The organism is Stenotrophomonas sp. DR822 (assembly GCF_019793815.1).
Taxonomy (GTDB): Bacteria; Pseudomonadota; Gammaproteobacteria; order Xanthomonadales; family Xanthomonadaceae; genus Stenotrophomonas; species Stenotrophomonas indicatrix.
Genome location: NZ_CP081826.1, coordinates 139,500 through 160,808, shown reverse-complemented (window position 1 = coordinate 160,808; position 21,309 = coordinate 139,500). Strand labels below are relative to the sequence as shown.

The 21,309-nt window shown below is 67.7% G+C and carries 19 protein-coding genes; 7 read left to right on the top strand and 12 right to left on the bottom strand.

Annotation, left to right across the window (positions count from 1 at the left end; all coding sequences use genetic code 11):
- The first annotated feature begins 10 nt into the window (after positions 1-10).
- The gene (locus K5K93_RS00830; RefSeq protein WP_222389171.1) at positions 11-715 is read left to right on the top strand and encodes a DUF2968 domain-containing protein; all 705 of its coding nucleotides are present in this window, start codon (positions 11-13) and stop codon (positions 713-715) included.
- 56 nt (positions 716-771) lie between these two features.
- Here the strand turns inward: K5K93_RS00830 and K5K93_RS00825 are convergent, their stop codons facing one another.
- Positions 772-1,155: a hypothetical protein gene (locus K5K93_RS00825; RefSeq protein ID WP_032975354.1), complete on the bottom strand. Its 384-nt coding sequence runs from the start codon at positions 1,153-1,155 to the stop codon at positions 772-774.
- A 198-nt stretch (positions 1,156-1,353) separates the two neighbouring features.
- On the opposite strand from K5K93_RS00825, the gene K5K93_RS00820 reads away from it, so the two are divergent.
- Positions 1,354-2,178: an alpha/beta hydrolase gene (locus K5K93_RS00820; protein WP_025878533.1), complete on the top strand. Its 825-nt coding sequence runs from the start codon at positions 1,354-1,356 to the stop codon at positions 2,176-2,178.
- Positions 2,179-2,253: 75 nt separating this feature from the next.
- On the opposite strand, the gene K5K93_RS00815 is transcribed toward K5K93_RS00820, so the two are convergent.
- The 7 genes from K5K93_RS00815 to K5K93_RS00785 all read right to left on the bottom strand — a co-directional run bounded on the left by K5K93_RS00815 (position 2,254) and on the right by K5K93_RS00785 (position 9,034).
- Positions 2,254-3,900: an MFS transporter gene (locus K5K93_RS00815; RefSeq protein ID WP_059064418.1), complete on the bottom strand. Its 1,647-nt coding sequence runs from the start codon at positions 3,898-3,900 to the stop codon at positions 2,254-2,256.
- Positions 3,894-5,177: an alginate export family protein gene (locus K5K93_RS00810; protein WP_222389170.1), complete on the bottom strand. Its 1,284-nt coding sequence runs from the start codon at positions 5,175-5,177 to the stop codon at positions 3,894-3,896. Before K5K93_RS00810 ends, K5K93_RS00815 begins: the two co-directional genes overlap by 7 nt.
- Positions 5,156-7,006 carry an amidohydrolase gene (locus K5K93_RS00805; protein ID WP_222390913.1) on the bottom strand — a complete coding sequence of 617 codons (1,851 nt, stop codon included), beginning with the start codon at positions 7,004-7,006 and terminating at the stop codon, positions 5,156-5,158. Before K5K93_RS00805 ends, K5K93_RS00810 begins: the two co-directional genes overlap by 22 nt.
- 119 nt (positions 7,007-7,125) lie before the next feature.
- Positions 7,126-7,551, bottom strand: a complete 426-nt coding sequence (locus K5K93_RS00800) for a DoxX family membrane protein (protein WP_093818562.1) — start codon at positions 7,549-7,551, stop codon at positions 7,126-7,128.
- A 2-nt stretch (positions 7,552-7,553) separates the two neighbouring features.
- Complete coding sequence (locus K5K93_RS00795; RefSeq protein ID WP_222389168.1) at positions 7,554-8,210, bottom strand: hydrolase; 657 nt, start codon at positions 8,208-8,210, stop codon at positions 7,554-7,556.
- Positions 8,207-8,623 (bottom strand): AraC family transcriptional regulator, encoded by a 417-nt coding sequence (locus tag K5K93_RS00790; protein ID WP_222389166.1) that lies wholly within the window; start codon positions 8,621-8,623, stop codon positions 8,207-8,209. Before K5K93_RS00790 ends, K5K93_RS00795 begins: the two co-directional genes overlap by 4 nt.
- Positions 8,624-8,701: 78 nt before the next feature.
- The gene (locus K5K93_RS00785; RefSeq protein ID WP_032975282.1) at positions 8,702-9,034 is read right to left on the bottom strand and encodes a hypothetical protein; all 333 of its coding nucleotides are present in this window, start codon (positions 9,032-9,034) and stop codon (positions 8,702-8,704) included.
- A 104-nt stretch (positions 9,035-9,138) separates the two neighbouring features.
- On the opposite strand from K5K93_RS00785, the gene K5K93_RS00780 reads away from it, so the two are divergent.
- Together K5K93_RS00780 and K5K93_RS00775 are read left to right on the top strand one after the other, a co-directional pair.
- A complete protein-coding gene (locus tag K5K93_RS00780) occupies positions 9,139-12,162 on the top strand; it encodes a sensor histidine kinase (protein ID WP_222389162.1) in 3,024 nt (1,007 codons plus the stop codon).
- Entirely contained in the window at positions 12,155-12,808 is a 654-nt protein-coding gene (locus K5K93_RS00775; protein WP_025878524.1) for a response regulator transcription factor, read from the top strand. The genes K5K93_RS00780 and K5K93_RS00775 overlap by 8 nt, the downstream gene beginning before the upstream one ends.
- A 586-nt stretch (positions 12,809-13,394) precedes the next feature.
- Here K5K93_RS00775 and K5K93_RS00770 read toward each other — a convergent pair.
- The gene (locus K5K93_RS00770; protein ID WP_222389161.1) at positions 13,395-14,588 is read right to left on the bottom strand and encodes an MFS transporter; all 1,194 of its coding nucleotides are present in this window, start codon (positions 14,586-14,588) and stop codon (positions 13,395-13,397) included.
- A 94-nt stretch (positions 14,589-14,682) separates the two neighbouring features.
- On the opposite strand from K5K93_RS00770, the gene K5K93_RS00765 reads away from it, so the two are divergent.
- Entirely contained in the window at positions 14,683-15,612 is a 930-nt protein-coding gene (locus K5K93_RS00765; RefSeq protein ID WP_222389160.1) for a LysR family transcriptional regulator, read from the top strand.
- 15 nt (positions 15,613-15,627) lie between these two features.
- Here the strand turns inward: K5K93_RS00765 and K5K93_RS00760 are convergent, their stop codons facing one another.
- Both K5K93_RS00760 and K5K93_RS00755 read right to left on the bottom strand, forming a co-directional pair.
- Positions 15,628-17,094: an amidohydrolase family protein gene (locus K5K93_RS00760; protein WP_032975277.1), complete on the bottom strand. Its 1,467-nt coding sequence runs from the start codon at positions 17,092-17,094 to the stop codon at positions 15,628-15,630.
- Positions 17,095-17,143: 49 nt separating this feature from the next.
- Positions 17,144-17,845, bottom strand: a complete 702-nt coding sequence (locus tag K5K93_RS00755) for an ankyrin repeat domain-containing protein (protein WP_222389159.1) — start codon at positions 17,843-17,845, stop codon at positions 17,144-17,146.
- 94 nt (positions 17,846-17,939) lie between these two features.
- On the opposite strand from K5K93_RS00755, the gene K5K93_RS00750 reads away from it, so the two are divergent.
- Positions 17,940-18,821, top strand: coding sequence for a LysR substrate-binding domain-containing protein (locus tag K5K93_RS00750; RefSeq protein ID WP_222389158.1), 882 nt, complete (start codon positions 17,940-17,942; stop codon positions 18,819-18,821).
- Between the two features lie 446 nt (positions 18,822-19,267).
- Here K5K93_RS00750 and K5K93_RS00745 read toward each other — a convergent pair whose 3' ends face one another.
- Positions 19,268-20,428, bottom strand: a complete 1,161-nt coding sequence (locus K5K93_RS00745; protein WP_222389157.1) for an amidohydrolase family protein — start codon at positions 20,426-20,428, stop codon at positions 19,268-19,270.
- A 184-nt stretch (positions 20,429-20,612) separates the two neighbouring features.
- Between K5K93_RS00745 and K5K93_RS00740 the strand changes: the two genes are divergently transcribed.
- Positions 20,613-21,254, top strand: a complete 642-nt coding sequence (locus tag K5K93_RS00740) for a hypothetical protein (protein WP_222389155.1) — start codon at positions 20,613-20,615, stop codon at positions 21,252-21,254.
- Positions 21,255-21,309: the final 55 nt, after the last annotated feature.

The window sequence follows — 21,309 nt, the reverse complement described above, 5'->3', positions numbered from 1 at the left end:
TGGTCTAGACATGCGAGAAACTTCAGGGGGCACCGTCTTCGCCCGGTATCGGCGCGGCGCAGCACTGCTGGCCGTGGCCATGATGGTGGTGGCGCCGTCGGCGCTGGCCGCACGTGGCGATCGCACTGCCGCGGTCGAACCGGCCAAGGCCGCACCGGTGGTACGCAACACCGTCGACGAACTCAAGCAGTTGATGGATGCGCAGCAGCTCACCGAGCTGCGTACCACCTACAACGGCAACTACGGCGCCAGCCTGCTGTTCAACGCCAATACCCTGACCTACTACGTGGCCCTGTTCCAGGAGAAGAACTTCTGGCGGGTGATCAAGACCGATGCCGTCGACAACGCCGAGCGTGTCTACCGCACCTTCGCGCAGCAGTCCGAACAGCTGGCGCAGGTCTACATCGACACCACCCGGCTGGAAGCCGGCAAGCGCTACACCGAGCGCCTGGTGGCCTACAACGAAGAACGCCTGCGCACCCTGCAGCAGGAAATGGAACAGCAGCAGGCGCAGTCGGCGCAGGTCAGCGCAGCGCTGCAGCAGGCCCAGCAGCAGGCGGTCAGCCTGAGCACCGACGTGCAGAGCACCAACAGCCAGCTCGATGCGCTGCAGCGACGGATCCAGATCCTGCAGGCCGAACAGGGCAACCCGGAGCTGAGCCTGCCCAAGCCGGATGCGGCGACGGCACCGGCCGCCGCCAGCGACGGCCGCTGAGGTCTTCCGGGCCTGTAGACCAGAACGGCACCTTCGGGTGCCGTTTTTCGTTGTGCTCAACGACAGGCCTCGCGTACGGCGTCATCCAGCTGCCTGCGCTGCAGGTAATCGAGCCTGCGCGGCCTGGCCAGCGTTGCCACCTGCCGCCGGCGCGCCCGCTCGCAGCCACGCGGGTCAGCCGTGATCGATATCAGCGCGCCCTGTGCGCGCCCGCGCCGTGGCGTCCGCCTGCTACCGCTGCGGGCAGGCTGCACGACTGCAGGTGTGGGCCCGCGTGCCTTCGACTCGGCACCGGGCACTTCCCAGCGCCACTCAGCGCGCCCCTGGCAGGGCGTCTGCTGGTAGACCGGATGCTCACCCCCGGTGCACTTGTAGACGTTGGTCTGTGCCATCGCTACAGCAGCCAACAGCAATGCAGGCAGCACTGCCCATCCCGGCATCTTCATGACTGGCCCTCGCGCGTCCGATGGCCATGGTTGCCACCAGCACCGGCCTGCCGCCAGAGCGAGTCGCGTCAGCGTGACGACCACGCCAATCCGGCACAGCCGTGCAATGCACATCGCCCATCGTGCGCTGTACTGCCGCAGGCGCCGGCCAACCCGCAGGCGTCTTCCCTCCGTTTCGCCAAGGAACCTGCAATGAGCAATTTCGTGACCGTCAATGATGGCGCCCGCATCTTCTACAAGGACTGGGGCACCGGCCAGCCTGTCGTATTCGCCCATGGCTGGCCGCTGTCGTCCGATGCCTGGGACCCGCAGATGCTGTTCATGGGCCAGAACGGCTACCGCGTGATCGCCCATGATCGCCGCAGCCATGGCCGCTCCAGCCAGACATGGGACGGCAACAACATGGACACCTACGCCGATGACCTTGCTGCCGTTCTGGATGCGCTGGACGTGAAGGACGCGATCCTGGTCGGCCATTCCACCGGCGGTGGCGAAGTGGCGCACTACATCGGCCGCCATGGCAGCAAGCGCGTGGCCAAGGTGGTGCTGGTCGGCGCGGTGCCGCCGCTGATGCTGAAGACCGAAGGCAATCCGGCCGGTACCCCGCTGGAAGTGTTCGACGGCATCCGCAAGGGCACCGGTGGCGATCGTTCGCAGTTCTTCAAGGATCTGGCCACGCCGTTCTTCGGCGCCAATCGTGATGGCAACAGCGTCACCGAAGGCATGCGTGATTCGTTCTGGCTGCAGGGCATGCTGGGCGGCGTGAAAGGCCAGTACGACTGCATCCACGAATTCTCGGAGGTGGACTACACCGACGACCTGAAGAAGATCGACGTGCCGGCTCTGGTGGTGCATGGCGATGACGACCAGATCGTGCCCTTCGATGCTTCGGCCAAGCTGTCCTCGCAGATCATCCGCAACGCAGAACTGAAGGTGTACGCCGGTGCACCGCACGGCCTCACCCTGACCCATGCCGATCAGTTCAACGCCGACCTGCTGGCATTCGCACGCAGATGACGTATCGCGGCGGCGCCCGTGCGCCGCCGCTCCTGCCTTGGAGCCGGCCAGCGGCCAGCTTCCATCACGGGTCCATCAGATATCGCTGTGGTGATGCGGCGCCGCCGCCGGCAATGGATCATGGCCGCCAACGAAGTGACGCACCACCGGCGCGCGCTCGCCGCGATGCAGCGCGCGCAGCGCCTCCTGGATCGCCTTGTCGTCAGCGGTGATGCGTTCATGCTGGCGCAGGTGCTCCAGCCACGATGCTGCGACGAAATACTCCAGATGGATGCCCGGGGTCGCCACATCCTCGACCACGCCCCAGACCACGGCGCCATCGCGTCGACGGATCGTTCCCAGCGTGCGCATCTGCGCCTGGAACGCGGCGCGGTCGGCGGCATCGATGCGATATTCGATGGTCACCAGCACCGGTCCGCGATCATTCGACACCGGCACCGACAGTTCCGGTGCGGGCCAGTGCCCGGCCGGACTCAGGTTCAGATCTTCGGCGCCTGCAATGCGTACCCGCCACACCAGCAGGCCGCCGATGACCGCGCCGGCTGCAGCCACCAGCAGTGCCAGCTCGGGCGACGTGCGCTGCGCCAGTGCACCCCAGCTCAGGCCACCGGCCGCCATGCCGGCCGAGAACACCATGATGTACAGGGCAAGCGCACGCGCCCTCACCCAGGCCGGCACCGCCGTCTGTGCTGCGATCTGCAACGAAGACAGTACGGTGATCCAGGCAAAGCCATTGACCAGCATCACCAGCGGCAACACGTACCAGCTGCGGGTCAGCGCCAGGCCGGCCAGGCTTGCTGCCAGCGACAAGGTGGCCAGCAGCACCAGCAGGTCGCGGTCAAGCCTGGCCCGCAGCTTCGGCAGCAGCAGCGCACCGCCCACCGCACCGATGCCGATGCAACCCAGCAGCACGCCGTACTGACCCGCTCCGCCCTGCATCTGCCCGCGCACCACCACCGGCAGCATCGCGTTCATCGCCGCGGCAAAGAAGAAGAAGCCGGCCGATTTGATCAGTACCGCCTGCAGGCGACCGGCACGGCTGGCGTAGCGCAGGCCCGCCTTGAGGCCAGCGCCGAACCCTTCGGGCGGCAGGCTGGACGCCTTCGGATCACGCTTCCAGCCCCACACCACGAACAGCATGGCGGCAAAGGTGATGGCGTTGAACCCGAAGGCCCACACCGCACCCAGCTGGGCCACGATCACCCCGCCGATGGCCGGCCCGATGGAACGGGCAATGTTGATGCCGATGGAGTTGAGTGCCACGGCCGAGGCCAGCATCGGCTGCGGAACCAGCTCGGAGACGATCGCGGCCTGTGCCGGCATCGCCATTGCCGCACCGCAGCCCATGCAGAAGGTCAGCAGCACCAGCAGCTGCGGCGTCAGCAGGTCCAATGCCGTGAGCACGGCGGTCGCTGCCGCCACCAGCAGCATCCAGCCCTGGGTGAACAGCAGGTACTTGCGGCGGTCGACGATGTCGGCCAGGGTCCCGGCCGCCAGCGCCAACAGCACGATCGGCACGGTGGTGGCCGACTGCACCAGCGCGACCATCAGCGCCGAACCGGTGCGTTCGGCCATCACCCAGGCCGCAGCCACGTCGTTGACCCAGGTGCCGATGTTGCTGGCCAGGATCGCCAGCCAGATCGAGCGGAACATGCGGATCTTCAACGGCGACCATGCGCCATCGACCTGCGGGGAGTGTTGTGACGCCGATGCGTTCACCATTGCCAAGCTCCAACGATTGAGGCGAACAGCGTGTCCCGGCCGCCGGCCTGCGTCAGTGCAGGACCCGCGTCGACCCAGGCCAGCTGCAGCTGCCATTGCCAGTGGTCATTGACCTGCCAGCGGGTTTCGGATTTGTACTGGGTACCGATGCGGCGTGCGCCTCCGGCACTGCCGGGCAACGCTGCCAACGGTGCCGGCGTGGTATAGACCGCATCGGCGCGCCGATGCTTCCAGGCCAGCTGCACACCCAGCTCGGTGGTCACCGCCTCTTGCACGCGCAGTGCCAGTGTCGGTTGCAGATCCATCAGGTTGGCCGGTGCCAACAGGCTGGCTTCGCTGAAATAGGCGGACTTGGGAAACAACGCATTGAACGTACCCAGACGACCATCACCCGGGTCTGCGTCGCCGCTGGCAATGTCGGCCTTCAGGCCAAGCCGCGGTTGCAGCGGCAGCGCACTCCAGCGCCAACCGGTATCGGTGGCGAGGGTCCAGGCGCGGATGTCCAGATCGCCGGTCACCGTCCGCAGTTCACCGCCCTGCGCCACCAGTTCGGTATTCCAGTCCAGCGCACCCGACTGGCCGAACCAGCGCGCGCCCAGGGTCTGCCGCCGCTCGGTGCCGCTGCCCGCGGCGAAGCGCGCGCCCTCGCGACGATAGTCGAGCAGGTAAAGGTCCCACTGGCTGATGCCGGCGCCCTTGGCCGTGGTCGCATACGCGCCGAGCAGGTGTGCACCGCGCTCACCGCGGTCATCGAAAGCGCCCGGGCGATTCTCGACCGGGCGCAGCGCCATCAGGTCCAGTGCGCCCCGCCTGCCCTGCCACCCCACCCGCGCACCATCGAAGGCCAGGCGGATGTTCGGCCCGTCGCGCACCGACAACAGGCGCGAGCTGCCATAGCCCGCTTCCTGCCGGCCCAGCTGCACGTGCATGCCAGCGTCGGACCAGCGCCAGTACGCCTGCTGCACGTCCAGCGCGCCGCGATCGGTACGACCTGGGCCACCGGCCTTGCCGCGCTCGGCATGCGTACCCAGCTGCAGCTTCGCCTGCCAGTCACCCTGCGCGAAGGAGGCAGAAGCCAGCGCACGCAGCAGACCGTAGCCATCGTCGCCACCACCGACGCCAAACCGGGTCGGGGCGTAGTACATGCCACGCAGGCGCAGTGATGCATCCCACTGCAACTGGCCGTCGCCCACCGTGGTACAGGCGCCACCGTCGCAGGCCAGCGCCAACGACGGCAACACCAGCGATGCCAGGGTCAGAACACGAAGCACGAACACCCCATCGCGCCCCAGAACGCGGTCAGGTCGTCGGTTGGTGCGGGATGACGGACCGCGTGGCCATGCGCACCGTGGGTGCTGCAGGCCACACCATGGTGGTGATGACGGTGCGCCGCAGCCAACCCGGTCGCCCCGCCACCGACGTGGTAACCCCCGAAGCGGTTCACCGGCGACCAGTCCGGCATCGCCGGAGGCAGCTGCGGCGCCAACCCGGCGTAGTCGCCGTCGCCATGCACGATGCGGCCACCCACCACGGTCAGCAGGCTGGTGATGTCGGCGATCTGCTGCTCATCGACGCGGAAGAAGTCGGCCGACAGCAGGATGAAGTCGGCCAGCTGGCCCACCTTCAGCGTGCCCTTCACCGCTTCGTCGCCGGAGAACCAGGCACTGCCCTGTGTCCACAGGCGCAGGGCCTGCTCGCGCTCCAGCAGGTTTTCATCACCGTACAGGGCCAGGCCGCCGACGGTGCGTCCCGTCACCAGCCACGACAGCGCCACCCACGGGTTGTAGCTGGCCACGCGGGTAGCATCGGTGCCGGCGCCGACCGGCACGCCCTCGGCCAGCATCCGCTTCACCGGTGGCGTGTGCCGCGCCGCCTGCACGCCATAGCGCTGCACGAATGCCTCGCCCTGGTAGGCCATGCGGTGCTGCACGGCGATGCCGCCGTTGAGTGCGCGGATACGCTCGATGTTGCGAGGGGTGATCGTCTCGGCATGGTCGATGAACCAGTGCAGGCCATCGAACGGCACCTCACGGTTGACCTGCTCGTAGACGTCGAGGATGCGGCTGATGCTTTCGTCGTAGGTCGCGTGGATGCGGAACGGCCAGCGCTTCTCCACCAGCAGCTTCACCACATCGTGCAGCTCCGGCTCGAGTTCCGGTGGCAGTTCCGGGCGCGGCTCGTTGAACAGTTCAAAGTCGGCTGCAGAGAACACCAGCATCTCGCCGGCGCCATTGTGGCGCAGCAGGTCATCGCCCTGGCGCGGTTGCAGCATCTCGCTCCAGCCGCGGAAATCGCTGACCTCGCTGCCCTTGTTCTGGGTGAACAGGTTGTAGGCGATGCGCACGGTCAGCTGATCATCGCGATGCAGCTGCTCGATGACCTGGTAGTCCTCGGGGTAGTTCTGGAAACCGCCTCCAGCGTCGATCACCGAGGTGATGCCCAGGCGGTTCAGCTCGCGCATGAAATGGCGGGTTGAATTGGCCTGGTACTCGACCGGCAGCTTCGGCCCCTTGGCCAGGGTCGCATACAGGATCAATGCATTCGGCTTGGCCAGCAGCAGGCCGGTCGGGTTGCCCAGCGAATCGCGCACGATCTGTCCGCCGGGCGGGTCCGGCGTCTCCTTGGTATAGCCACAGGCACGCAGCGCGGCGCGATTGAGCAGCGCGCGGTCGTACAGGTGCAGCAGGAACACCGGCGTATCCGGAGCGATGTCGTTCAGCTCCTGCAGGCTCGGCAGGCGCTTCTCGGTGAACTGGGTCGCGGTGAATCCACCGACCACGCGCACCCACTGCGGCGCGGGCGTGCGGTCAACCTGCGCCTTCAGCATGGCCATCGCATCGGCCAGTGAACGCAGGCCATCCCAGCGCAGTTCCAGGTTGTAGTTCAGGCCACCGCGGATCAGGTGGGTGTGGCTGTCATTGAGGCCGGGCACGATGCGCCGCCCCTGCGCATCGACGATCGTGGCTTCGCTGCCCCAACCGCGCATGATGTCCTCGTCGCTTCCCACGGCAACGATGCGGCCGTTCTGCACGGCCAGTGCCTGCGCATGCGGCTGTTGCGGATCAAGCGTGGTGATGCGTGCGTTGCGGATGACCAGTGTGCTCATGCGACGCTCCTTGGAAGGGGATTGGATGGCCGCGGCGGTACCGCCAGCCAGGCCCAGCGCCAGTGCGGCACTGGTGGCCAGCACCACATTGCGGCGGCCAGGATCGAGAGGTTCGTTGTTCACGCGACGTCTCCAGAAAGAAGCAGACCATCCACCGCCCATGCACCCGGCCCGGCCAGGGCGATGGCCAGCAGTGCCAGCGTCCACAACAACGGATACTCGGCACCACCGCGCATCCAGAACCACCCGTTGCGCAGCGCCAGCAGGGCGGTGAAGGCGATGAAGGCGGCAGCGACAAGCGCGGCGATCCGGGCCTGCCAGCCCAGCATCACAGCGCTACCGGCCACCACCTGCAGCAGCGCCAGCAGCAGTGGCAGCGGCGCCGACGACGGCAGACCGAAGCTGCGCAGTTCGCCGGCAAAACCTGCCAGGCCCGGCCCGTTGAACCAGCCGAACAACTTGCCCAGCGCATGCGGCAGCAGGAATCCTCCCGCCGCCACACGCAGGATCAACAAGGCCAGGTCGAGACCATGGCCATCGCGCACGCTCAGTGCCCGCCTTCCTGCGCGCCGAACATGGTCTTGGCGTACTGGATGCCGACGCCATAGCCACCCGCATGGTCACGGGCGATGCCGGTGGTCAGGTCGTAGGTTTCAGCACGCGCCCAGTCGCGCTGCAGTTCCAGCAGGTACTGCACGCTGGTGATCGGCACGGCACCGGCCTGCACCATGCGGGCGATCGCACGTTCGTGCGCCTCTTCGCTCACATCGCCGCAGGCATCGGTGATCACGTAGACCTCAAACCCCTGCTCCAGCGCCGACAGCGCCGGGCCGACGATGCATACACTGGTCCACAAGCCGGCGAGCACCAGCCGACGCTTGCCGATGCGGTTCACCTCATCGATCACCGGCTGGTCTTCCCAGGTGTTCATCGACGTGCGATCGAACACCGCCTGGCCGGGGAAGATCACCGGCAGCTCCGGGAACATCGGGCCTGAGAATGACTTCTCGGCCACCGTGGTCAGCAGCACCGGCACCTTGAAACCCTTGGCACCCTTGCTGATCAACGACACGTTGTTGCGCAGCGCGGAGATGTCGATGGTGTGGGTGGCAAATGCCATCTGCGACTGGTAGTCGATCAGTATCAGGGCGTGGTCGGCCGGTGACAGCAGTGCTTTGGCGGGGGTGGCGGTGGCGAGGCTCATGGGTGGACTCCGGTGGAGGAAACAACAGGGGGCTGGGAACGTGCCGCGCCATCGGCCAGGTACTGGCCGGGACTGCAGCCGGTCTCGGCGCGGAAGCTGCGGACGAAGTGGCTCTGGTCGAAGAAGCCAAGATGCTGGGCCAGGCAGGTCATCGACTGCGCGGCCATCGGCAGCAGCTGCGTGGCGCGTTCGATGCGCCGACGGCGCACGTAGCGCAGCGGGCTGGCGCCGGTACCCATGCGGAACAACCGCACCAGATGGAACCGGCTTACGCAGGCAACGGCAGCCAGCTCGGTCACCCGCAGCGGCTGCGACAGGTGCTCGTCGATGTATCGCAGCGCACGTTGCAGGGCAGCCGACTGGTGCGGTGCCAACGTGGTTGCGGACAGGGCAGGAGGCTGGACGGTAGCCATGAAGGAGCGCCGCGACGGGAGCGCCCATGGTGTGCCGCCGGCTGCGATCGCCCTACCCCCGTCGGTCGAGGCCGGCGCTCACCCATTCGGGGGAGGCCGGCGCTGCAGCAGGCGGCGGCCGAACAACCGCGCATCCAGCGAATACGCGCCCGGCCCCAGCATGAGCAGGGCCAACGGCAGCAGCAGCCAGGGCAGCGCCGCGCCCTGTCCGTACAACCCCGGCACCGCCAGCAGCACCGCCAGCGGGGTCAGCAGCCCAGGCAGCAGCAGGCCGATCGCCGCCAGGCACATCAGTCCCGGCACACCGGCCGGGCTTCCGCCCGCCAACAGCCCTCCTGCCACGCACAGGCGCAGCCACAGCAATCCCAGTCCGGGGCCGCGGTCAGGGAACATCACATACAAGCGCTGCATCGCCGGGCTCCGTCATCCATCACGGCGTGATAGCGGACACCGAAGCGGTACGCCTACCCCGAACGGGTCACCCCGGCCTGCCCCGCACCTGCCAGAATGACCGCATGCGTGGCCGCCCCTTCCCCTTCCTGCGTCGCCTGCCGGCGCTGCTGTCGTGCCTGCTGTTGCTGACTGCCCTGCCCGTCTTCGCCGTGCAGCAACCCGCAGTGAGCGATGGAATGCCCGGCTATCAGCACACCGCCTGGCGCGTCGGCCAGGGCGCCCCGGGGGATATCTGGGATATCGTCCAGGACCGCCAGGGCATGTTGTGGCTGGCGACGGGTTCGGGCCTGTACCGCTTCGACGGCCGGCGTTTCGAGCGGCAGGCCGCACCGGCAGGCACCCGTTTTCCCTCCACCAACATGGTTACCCTCGGCCTTGATGGCGGCGATGGTGGCCTGTGGATCGGCTACTTCCAGGCAGGCATCAGCCAGTTCACGCAGGAACGCCTACGCAGCTTCGGCCGCCCGCAGGGCGTGCCGGTGGGTGTGGTCCCCCGCTTCGCGCATGACCGCAACGGCCGCCTGTGGGCTGCCGTCAATGGCGGCCTGCGCTGGTTCGATGGACATCGCTGGCAGGAGCCGCCGGCTTCCTTCGGCCTGCCGCAGAGACGCGTGCAATGGGTGCTGCAGGACCGCCACGGCACATTCTGGGTGCTGGCGGACCTGCAGATATGGCGTCGCCCTCCTGGCGCGGCCCGCTTCGAAGCCACCGGCATCGCGGTCTCGCAGATGGCCTCGCTGGTCGAGAGCCCGCGCGGCGAAATCTGGCTGGCCGACCGCGTGCGCGGCACGTCGCCGCTGGCCAACGCGCATGGCCTGTTGCCCGCCGAGGAACGTGAAGCACGGCGGCTGCCCGGACTGGTCGCCTCGCGCCTGCAGTTCACGGCCGACGGGGCCCTGTGGGCCACGCTCAGCCCGCACGGTGGCGTGGCCCGGGTCACCTTCGACGGCCAACAGGCTGTGCGCATGGAGCGCTTCGATGCCGCGCAGGGCCTTACCGCGACGTCGGCAGTGCCGGTCCTTGCCGATCGCGAAGGCAACATCTGGGTAGGCACCAACCTCGGCCTCAACCGCTTCCGTGCGCACAGCGTGCAGACCTTGTCCGTGGGCCCTACCGATCCGTACCGGTCATTGGTACGCGCCAGTGATGGCCGGGTGTATGGCTATGGCGAAGACCTGAAACTGTTCGATCTGCGGCGTCCGCTGCTGGGCGGCAGCGCTGCGCAGCTGCAGGCCGCGGCACGGCAGGCACCCACTCCGGTGTGGCAGTTCGACTGGATCAATCTGGCGCGTACCGTCAGCGGCCACACCACCCTCATACCGCTGCCGGCACCGTTCACCGGGCAGCCACTGCACGCCCTGCTGTTTGCCGATGCGGACCAGGCCTGGGCCTGCGCCGGCGAGCGCGCGGTGCTGCACTACACGGACGACCGCTGGCGACGCGAAACCCGGCTTCCCGAGCAGGCCTGTTCGTCGCTGGCGCGTCCCGATGACGGTGCGCTGCTGCTGGGCTACGCCGATGGCACCCTGCGCCGCCTGCACGGCGGCACGGTCAATACCTTCGGCGCCGCCGAAGGACTGTCGGTAGGCCCGGTAACCGCGTTGCTGCAGCACAAGGATCTGCTGCTGGTCGCCGGCGAGGCCGGCCTGGCCGCGCGTTTCGGCAACGGCCGCTTCCTGCCGGTGCGCACCGACATGGCCGGCGTACTGGAAGGCATCACCGGCATGGTCGCCGATGCGAACGGGCTGCTCTGGCTCAACGGCAGCCGCGGCCTGGTGCGGCTGCAGGTTGCCACCCTGCGCAGCGCGCTGCGCAACGACCAGGCGATAGCCCCCCGCCTGTTCGACGCGGTTGACGGCATGCCGGGCATCGCCCTGCAAAGCGGCCCCATCCCCACTGCGGTACTGGCGGCTGATGGCCTGCTGTGGCTTGCCACCAATCAAGGCCTGGCGTGGCTGGACACGCGGCAGTCGCACATCAACACCATGGCGCCTGGCGTGCGCATCGGCGACGTGCTGTATGGCAGTACCCAGGCCCCGTTGCAGGAGGGACTGCGCCTTCCGGCCGGCACTACCCAGCTGCAGATCGACTATGTCGCGCTGTCGCTGGCGCGGCCGGAGCGCAACCGCTACCGCTACCGACTGTCCGGCGTGGACGACGCTTGGCAGGAGGCCGGCGCGAGCACGCGCGCCTATTACACCAACCTCGCACCGGGCCATTACCGCTTCGAGGTGGAAGCAGCCAACGAAGATGGCATCTGGAGCAGCACGCCAGCCAGCCGCAGCTTCCACATCGCACCGACGTTCCTGCAGACCGCCTGGTTCAAACTGTTGTGCGTCTGCGTGGTGATGGCTGCGCTGGCGCTGGCCGTGCGGGTCCGCAGCCGGCAGCTGGCGGCATTGTTCCGCGCCCGCCTGCAGGAACGCAACGGCGAGCGCGAGCGCATTGCGCGCGATCTGCACGACACCCTGCTGCAGGGCAGCCAGGGACTCATCCTGCGCCTGCACGCCATCAGCCAGTCGGCACAGACACCAGAGCCGGTACGCACCCAGCTGGAATCGGCGATGCTGCTGGCCGAGCGCAATCTGGCCGAAGGCCGGGAACGGGTCAACGCGCTGCGCGACGCACCGTTTGCCGGCCGCGATCTCGCCTCTGCGCTGGCCGACGTGCATGCCGAATATGCAGGCCAAGGCACCAATCCACTGCGCTTGACCATGGAAGGCACCCCACCGCCGTTGCAGGCCGAAGCCGCCGAGGAAGTGTTCCTGATCGGGCGCGAGGCCATCCGCAACGCGCTGCGGCATGCGCATGCCAGTGCCATCGAAGTGGAACTGTCCTACGGCACGCGCTGCTTCCTGCTGCATGTGCGCGACGATGGCGTCGGCATCGCCAGTGACAATGCGGGCGGCGGACACTGGGGCATGCAGGGCATGCGCGAGCGCGCACAACGGCTGGGCGCGGAGCTGCAGTTGTGGACTCGCCCCGGCCTGGGTACCGAAGTCGCGCTGTCCGTGCCGGCCCGTCGCTTGTATCACCGACATCCATCGCGCTGGCGTTGGCCCTGGAGCAGAACCTCCCATGACTGAATCGCTTCCTCCCATCGGCGTGCTGGTGGTTGATGACCATCCGCTGTTGCGCGATGGCCTGGCCGCACTGCTCGGCGCACATGCCGACCTGCGCCTGCTCGGCGAAGCAGCCGACGGCGAGGAGGCTCTTGCCTGCTACCAGCAGCTGCGCCCGGATGTGGTGCTGATGGACCTGCAGATGCCACGCATGGATGGCGTGGAAGCGATCGTGCGGATCCGTGCGATCGATCCCCGCGCACGCATCATCGTGCTGACAACCTACCGCGGCGACGTGCGCGCCGTGCGCGCGCTGCAGGCCGGTGCCAGCGCCTACCTGCTGAAGGACATGCTGCGCCACGAACTGGTGGCCACCATCCGCACCGTGGCCAGTGGCCGCCGCGCACCGATACCGGCGGAAGTGGCGGCCAGCATCGCCGCGCACGTGGTGGAAGACCGGCTGTCGCCACGCGAAACCGAAGTGCTGCGCCACGTGGCCGGCGGCCTGTCGAACAAGCGCATCGGCGAACGCATGCAGATTTCCGAGCAGACGGTGAAGGCACACATGAAGAGCCTGATGGAAAAACTGGGCGTTGGCGACCGGACGCACGCGGTAACCCAGGCACTGCGTCGCGGAATCATCAGCCTGGATGACACCGGTCAGGAGTGAAGGGGTTTCGGCCGGGCTGCGCCCGGCACCCGCCGAATCAACGGCCGAAGCAACGGCAACTGCAACAGCAACAGCGGGTTTTCTGCGGGATGGCGGGGTGGGTCCGGTGGCAGGGGCCGCTACAAGTACGTCCATGTAAGCTCGGTCGCCGCATCCATGCGGCTCACGCCCCTGCCACCGGACCCACCCCGCCTTCGACAGATCTCCGCAATCTGTCTGGATGACATGGCCTGCTTTTGGTAGGTGTCGACCTTGGTCGACACGTAGATCCACGCCATGCGTGGATGCTCTACGTTCAATTGTCGAAATATTGGACTTTGATGGAGATTCATCCAGCATGGGATGGATCCATCAGACACCGGAAAACTGTCGAAGGCGGGGCGGTGTCGGATTGCGGGGTGTCTGATCAGTCAGCCGCATGGATGCGGCTGCCAAGCCTACAAGGACGTACTTGCGGCGTCCCCGCCATCCGACACCGCCCCGCCCCCCACGGAATACCCGCTGTTGCTGTTGCTGTTGCGGTTGAGGTTGCCGGCCAGCGGCCGGCACCACAGCAGGTGCAGGGCGCAGCCCTGCCGAACCACCCTCAACGCAGACGGATCAGCAGGCTGCCACCGGCGCAGATCGTCGCCAGCCACGCCACGCCGTGCCAACCCCACTGCGCCAGCGCCAGGCTGCCCAACGCACCGCCGCCAGCCATGCCGATGAACATGCCGGTGAACAGCAGTGCATTGAGGCGACTGCGCGCCGGCGGCACCAGGCCGTAGACCAAGGTCTGGTGCGCGACCAGCGCCGACTGGAAACCGAAGTCGAACAGCAGCGCGCTGACCACCAGCAGCGGCAGCAGCGCCACGGCCGGCAGCCACGAATCAACCAGCAACAGCGCAAAGCCAACCAGGGCGACGGCAATCGCCAACCGCGCGACTGCAGGGCTGCCCAGCCGATCTGCAAAACGACCGGCAACCGGTGCCGCCAATGCACCGGCAGCACCGGCAATGCCGAACGCACCCGCGGCGGCACTGCCCAGGCCCAGCCGTGCGTGCAGCATCAGCGCCAGCGTCGACCAGAACGCACTGAAGCCCACCGCCAGCAGCGACTGGCTGGCCACGGCGCGGCGCAGCTGCGGCTGCTCACGCCAGAGCGCCAGCAACGAACCCAGCAGCGCCGGATACCGCAGCGTACTGGTCGCAGCGAAGTGCGGCAGTGCGCGTGCCATCACCGCCCCCATCGCCAGCACCGAAAGCGCTGCCAGGCCGAACTGCACGCGCCAGCCCCAGGCTTCGGCCACCACGCCGCTGACCACGCGCGACAGCAGGATGCCCAGCAGCAGGCCGGTCATCACCCTGCCCACCACCTGCCCGCGCTGCGCATCCGGTGCCAGCACTGCGGCGGCCGGCACGATGTCCTGTGCCAGCGTGGCCATCAGCCCCACCAGCAGGCTGGCAACAAGAAGCCCCGGCAACTGGCCGGCCAGGGCGGCCGCCCCCAAAGCCAACGCCAGCAGCACCGACTTCAGCAGGATCAGGTTGCGCCGGTCGAAGCGGTCGCCCAACGGAGCCAGCAGCAGGATGCCCAGCGCATAACCCAGCTGGGTCAGGGTCGGCACCAGGCCCACGGCACGCTCGCCCGCAGCCAGATCCTGCGCGATCAGGCCCAGCATCGGCTGGCTGTAATAGAGCGAGGCCACCGAAAAGCCGGCGCCGGCGGCCATTGCCACCACCAGTGATGGCGCGGGCGCAGCGCTGGGCGCAGAGACGATGGAGAGCGAAGGAGTGGGCATGGAGGACACCAGGGAGAGAATTGGAGCCTAGCGTGCCCACATTCGTGTATCGCCTGTAGTAGGCTAAATCACATACTTTACATACGCGATGCGCATGAATGACCTTGCATCAGGCGGCGACCGCCTGGACCTGCTGCGTACCTTCCTGCGCATCGTCGACAGCGGCAGCCTTTCGGCCGCCGCCGTGCAGCTGGGCACCACCCAGCCCACCGTCAGCCGTCGGCTTCAAGCCCTGGAACGGCAGCTGGGCCTGCGCCTGCTGCAGCGCTCTACCCACGGCCTGCTGCTGACCGAGGACGGCCAGCGCTGCCAACGCCATGCGCAGCGGGTGGTGGACGAATGGGAAGCGCTGCAGGCCGAGCTGCACGGGCAGACACAGAGGCTCAGCGGCCGCCTGCGGGTGATGGTGCCGCATGCGTTCGGCCAGGCGCAGCTGCTGCCCACCATGCTCGACTTCCTGGCCCAGCATCCACAACTGAGCCTGGAATGGATCCTCGAGGACCGCCGCCCGGACTTCATCGCCGAAGGCATCGACTGCGCGGTGCGGGTCGGCGCGGTCGATGAGCCGCGCGTGGTTGCCCTGCCCCTGGCCGAAGTACCTCGCATTGTCGTGGCCGCACCGTCGCTGGCCGATGCGGAGTCGATCACCACCCCCGAACAGGCGCAGGCATTGCCGTGGATCTCGCTGGTCACCTACTACCGCGAACGTCTGCTGCTGCACGATGCGCAGGGCCGTGCGCACACGCTGTCGATCACGCCGCGCCTGCTGAGTGACAACCTGTTCGTGGTGCAGCAGGCCGCACGTGCGGGATTGGGGGCCGCAGTGGTGTCGGCCTGGCTGGTGGCCGAGGATCTGGCCCAAGGCCGGTTGGTGCAGCTTTTAGCGGACTGGCAGGCACCACCACTGCCGGTGCATCTGGTGTTCCCCGCTGCGCGACAGCAACCGCTGCGCCTGCGCGCCTTCATCGATGCGATGAAAACCACGCTGCCGCAGCTGCATGGCATGCGGCCGGCACCGCGCTAGGCGCTACCGGCCGCATCACTGCGATGCGTGGTCCTGCTTCGCCACGGCATTCCATGCAGCGACCTTTGCCTTGGTGTCGGCCAGCATCTTGTCCAGCGCCGCGCGATCGTACACATCACCGCGCAGGATCACGCTGTCGATCTTTTCGGTGGCAGCGATGTCCTGCAACGGGTTGGCGGTCAGCAGCACCAGATCGGCCGCCTTGCCCGTGGCGACGCCGCCATAGCGCTGCATCTGGCCGAACCAGGCCGGGCCCGAACGGGTCGCGGCCGACAGCGCCTGCGGTGCGCTCAGGCCTTCCTTCACGAACAGCTGCAGTTCCTGGTGCAGGCCGATGCCGGGGTAGTTGAACGAATTGAGGAAGCCGGCATCGGTACCGGCAATGATCGTCACTCCCGCTTCCTGCAGCAGCGGCAGCACCGCAGCCACCTGGTGGTACTGCGCATGGCGCGCCTCGATCTGCGCCGGGGTGGCCTTGGCCGCCCGTTCGATGCGCCAGGTGTAGGTCGCGCGCAGGCCCGGGCCGATATAGGCCAGATACGGGTCGTTGGCGTGGTCGTCCTGGTCGAGGAAGTCGAGGATGCGGCCACCGTTGAGGGTCGGCGTCACGAATACGCCACGCTTGGCGAAATCACGGTAGGCATGCAGCGCGGTTTCGCGATCGAAGCTGGCGTCGAGCCGGCGGTTGGCTTCGGCGCGATCGATGCGCCCGGCGCCGAAATCGGCCGCGATCTGCGCCTCGTCCTTGCTGCCAGCCTTGAAGGCATAGTCCAGATGCTCGATCGAGGCCAGGCCCGCATCCACGGCCTGCTCCACCGTCAACGCCATCGGAATGTGGCCCGAGGCCTTGAGACCCGCCTTGCGCGCCGCGCTGGCCGAGTACAGGAACAGCTCCGGCGTCAGCGTGCTGTCGGTGATCTTCACGAAGTCGACCTTGTCGTGCTGCAGGCGCTCGATCGCCTTGTCCGCGTCGGCCTTGCTGCCCACTTCGATGGTGCCCTTCCAGACCGGCTTGATGCCTTCGATTTTCGCACCGGAGGTCAGCAGGCGCGGACCGAACAGCGTGCCGTTGGCGATGTCGCCGCGCCACTGCAGTACCTGCTGCGGAAGATCACCGGAGCAATCGCGGATCGTGGTGATGCCATGGGCGATGTACAGCGGCAGCAGCGCCTTGTTCTCTTCCACCAGCGCCGGACCACCACCGAAATGCACGTGCATGTCCCACAGGCCTGGAATCAGGTACTTGCCCTTGGCGTCGATCTGCCGGCTGGCGCTCCACTGGCTGCGTAGCTGCGCATCGGGACCGACCGCGACGATGTCCTCGCCACGGATGACCACGCTCTGCCCGGGCACGCTGCGTGCGTGCTCGACATCGACCACCGTGGCGTTGCGGATCAGCAGATCGGCGCGTTCGGCGGCAGAGGCCGACAGCGGTGCAACGGCAAGAAGGACGGCAAGGGACAACGGATGGGAACGGAACATGGACGGCATCCTGGTGGGCACGGCAGCGTGCGGGTGGAAGGGGCGGGTGTCAGCGCGTCGCGCCATGCTGGCGCAGCAGGGTTTCGATGTTGGTGTAGCCGCGTTGCTTGGCATGCGCCAGCGGTGTTACGCCGTCGCCATCGGCAAGCTCGGGGTTGGCACCAGCGTCCAGCAGCAGCTGTACGATCTGCACGTGGCGCGGGCCGCCATCGCCAAGCAGGATCGCCTCCAGCAGTGCAGTCCAGTGCAGGCGGTTGACATGATCCACGGCCACGCCGGCGCGCAGCAGCGTACGCACGGTGGCGACGTGGCCGCGTTCGGCCGCAGGAATCAGCGCGGTACCGCCATAGCGGTTGGTGCTGCGCAGGTCTGCACCGTGGGCGAGCGTCAGCGCCAGGATCTCATCCAGGCCGCGCGCGCCGGCATACAGGTACGCGCTGTCCTGCATCGCGTCCTTGGCGTTGACATCGGCACCGGCCTCGATCAGTTCCCGCGCCGCGTCCACGTTGTTGCCGTGGGTGGCCAGCAGCAGGGCCGTGCGGCCCTGGCCGTCACGCGCCTCCAGATCAGCACCCGCATCCAGTGCCTCGCGCACGGCCCGGGCGTCACCGCGGCTGGCGGCATCGCGCAGCTGCGCATCGGCGTCGCTTCGGGACGTCGCCGTACACGCCGGGATGACCATGGCCAGCAGGCACAGCAGCAGCATGCGGGCCACTGCCGAACGGCGCTGCCGGGAGCGAGGGTGGTGCATGGTGACTCTCCTCATGCGCAATGGCGCCGACCATTGCCGGCCCCTGCCCTGCATGGTAGAAGTCGGCACGGGTATCCAGAAGTGAAATGTTCAAATGCAAGACAGTGCCAAATCGAATAGAACAGTGTTCGAACTGGACCTGCTGCGGGCCCTGGTGATGGTCGCCGACTGTGGCAGCTTCACCACCGCGGCCACCCGTCTGCATTCAACCCAGTCCACGGTCAGCCAGAAGATCCGCCGCCTGGAGGAGCTTGCCGGCCACCGCCTGCTTGAACGCAGCCACCGCGACGTGCATCCCACCGACGCCGGGCACACCCTGCTGGGCTATGCCCGGCGCATGCTGGATCTGAACGAGGAACTGGCCCAGGCCTTGGCCGGCGCCACCGTGGAGACCGCGGTGCGCATCGGCGTGCCGGAGGACTTCGTGAACCCGCAGACCACGCACATGCTGGCCGCCTTCAGTCGCCGCCACCCGCAGGTCAAGCTGGAAATCAGCAGCGGCCTCAGCCGTGATCTGGCCCATGGCTTCGACCATGGCGAGCTGGACCTGGTGCTGGTCAAGCAGCGTCGCAACACCCGCCAGGCCGTGCACTGCCGGCGCGAACCGATGCACTGGATCGACAGCCTGCGCAGCAGCAGCCTGCAGCAGGACCCGCTGCCACTGGTCACCTTCCCGCCGCGCGGGCTGTACCGCGACGAGATGATCCAGGCCGTCGAGGCCTTGGGCCTGCGCTGGCGCATCGCGTTCACCAGTTCCTCGCTGAGCGGCATCCAGGGCGCGGTGGCCGACGGCATCGGCATCAGTCTGCTGCCACGGCGCGCGGTCAACCGCGAACACCGCATCATCGATGGGCAGCGCGACCTGCCCCTTGTCGACAACTACGAGATCGGCCTGCTGCATCGTGCCGATGCCGATGATGCAGTGCGTGCGCTGGCCAGCGAGTTGTGGCGCCAGGTGCAGCGCGAGCCGGAATAGTCGCCAGGGCTGCGCCCTGTACCGCATGGGTAGTGCCGGCCGCTGGCCGGCAACCTCAACGGCAACAGCAAGAGCAACAGCAGAAGCTGGCATTCTGCGGGACGGCGCTCTGTGATGCTGTTGGCAGGTGTCGACCTTGGTCGACCAGTAGATCCACGCCACGCGTGGATGCTTTTCGAGATATTCGATTTCCAATGGAGATTCATCCACGCATGGCGTGGATCTACTGGTTACCGGGAAAACTGTCGGAGGCGGTGCGGTGTCGGATTGCGGGGTGTCAGCCGCATGGATGCGGCTGCCGAGCCTACAGGGACGTACTTGCGGCGTCCCCGCAATCCGACACCGCACCGCCCTCCCACGGCATGCCGCTGTTGCTTCGGCTGTTGCTGTTGAAGTTGCCGGCCAGCGGCCGGCACTACCAGGTGCTACCGGGCACCGCCCGGCCGCTACAGCCAACGGCCGTCGACCACCACGCGTCGCTCGGCCGGCACTGCGGCCACCGCCGCCGGGCCATGGTCGGCACGCACCGCCACGAAGGTAGCCGGACGACCTTCTGCAATGCCGTACTGCGGCAACCCGATCACCTCCGCCGCATGGGTGGTGACCATGTCCAGCGCCAGCATCAGGTCCGCATCGGTGTAGAAACCCGACCGATAGCCCAGCAGCATCGCCCGCTGCAGCAGGTCGCCATTGCCATAGGGCCACCAGCAGTCGCGGATGTTGTCGTTGCCGGCAAACACGCGCACACCGGCGTCGTGCAGAGCACGCAGCGGCGGGAACGGATGGTCGCCCGGCGCATTGCTCATGATCGCTACGCCTGCGGCAGCCAAGGCCTCACCCACCTGCAGCGCCCGCGCCAACGGCACCTCGCCCAGCGCATAGGCGTGACTGACCGCCACCCTGCCCTGCAGGCCCGCCGCGCGTGTGCGCGCGGCGATCCTCAGCAGCTGCGCCAGCCCGGTCTCGCCCGGCTCGTGCAGATGGATGTCCAGACGCACGCCATAGCGCTCGGCCAGCCCGAACAACAGCGCAAGCTGGCCTTCGGCATCCCCGTCCAGCGTGCTCGGGTCGATGCCTCCAAGCACCTCCACCCCGGCAGCAATCGCCTGTTCCAGAATGGCCGCCGTACCCGGGCACGACATCACGCCGGCCTGTGGGAATGCCACCCACTGGATGCGCATGATGTCGGCACAACGCAGCGCCGCTTCACGCACCGCCTCCAGGTGACGCAGGCCGGTGCTGCCATCGATGTCGACGTGGCACCGCATCGCCACCGTACCGAATCCGCTGCACTGGCGGATCAGGTCCTCGGCACGATCGGCCATGGGTGCGGCGGTGGCAATCGCGGCCTTTTCCACCGCCAGACGCTCGCGCAGGCTGTTCACCGGCTGATGCGGATGCCAGCGGTCGCCGACGAAACTCTTGTCCAAGTGGATATGGCCGTCGACCAGTCCAGGCAGCAGGGTAAAGCCGGTCAGATCGACGCTTTCGGCTCCCTGTACGGCTGCATCGTCGCCATTGATGCCGGCAAACCGCCCATCACGGATGTGGAAATGCAGCGGGGCACCGTCGCGATCGACGCCACCATGGACGAACTGCAGGGTCATCAGGTTCTCCCGGAAAACCAACACTGGCGCCATCCTGCCCGCCGCCGCGTCCATCGGCCAACGAAATATCTGCATGCCATGCATTCACCGGCACGATGAATCCCGTCCGCGACCGTGCGCCGCAGGGACACCGGATACACGCCTGAACGGGTAACATGGGCGCCTGTTTCCGCTGTGATGCCGCATGGGCCCGTCCGACCGCCACGATCGTCTGCGCCGCTGGCAGGCCGCGTCCCTGCTGGCCGCTGCCCCGATCGCCAGCCTGTCCGCCACCGATGCCAGCGCCAGCGCGCCCCTGCAGGCGCCGCCGGGCCAGCAGCGGATTGCCTCCGCCGCGCTGGTGGAGGTACTGCACCAGCGCGTGCTGGCCGGCCAGAGCGCCACCGCCACCCTGGAAAGCTGGTGCGCCGAGCACGGCCTGGCCGAGCAGGCCCGGGTCCGTGCCGTGCGTGTGCACGGCCAGGACAAGACCGCGCCGGCCGACGTGCTGCAGGCCCTGGGCGCCACTGCCTCCACGCCCCTGCGTTACCGGCGCGTGCAGCTGGCCTGCGGCAGCCGCGTGCTGTCCGAGGCCGACAACTGGTACCTGCCCGACCATCTCAGCGCGGCCATGAACCAGGTCCTGGACACCACCGACGAGCCGTTCGGCCGCGTGGTCGGTCCGCTCGGCTTCCAGCGCCAGACCGTGACCGACCAGACGTTCTGGCCGCCGCGCGGCGAAGGCGACCGTGGCGTGATCCTGGAAGTGCGCGCCCTGCTGCGCGACCGCCAGCAGCAGCCTTTCAGCTACGTCATCGAGTCATACCTCACACAGGCACTGCCCTGATCCACCCGCAGATAGAGAAAGGCCCGGCAATGCCGGGCCTTTCGTTTTGCATCGC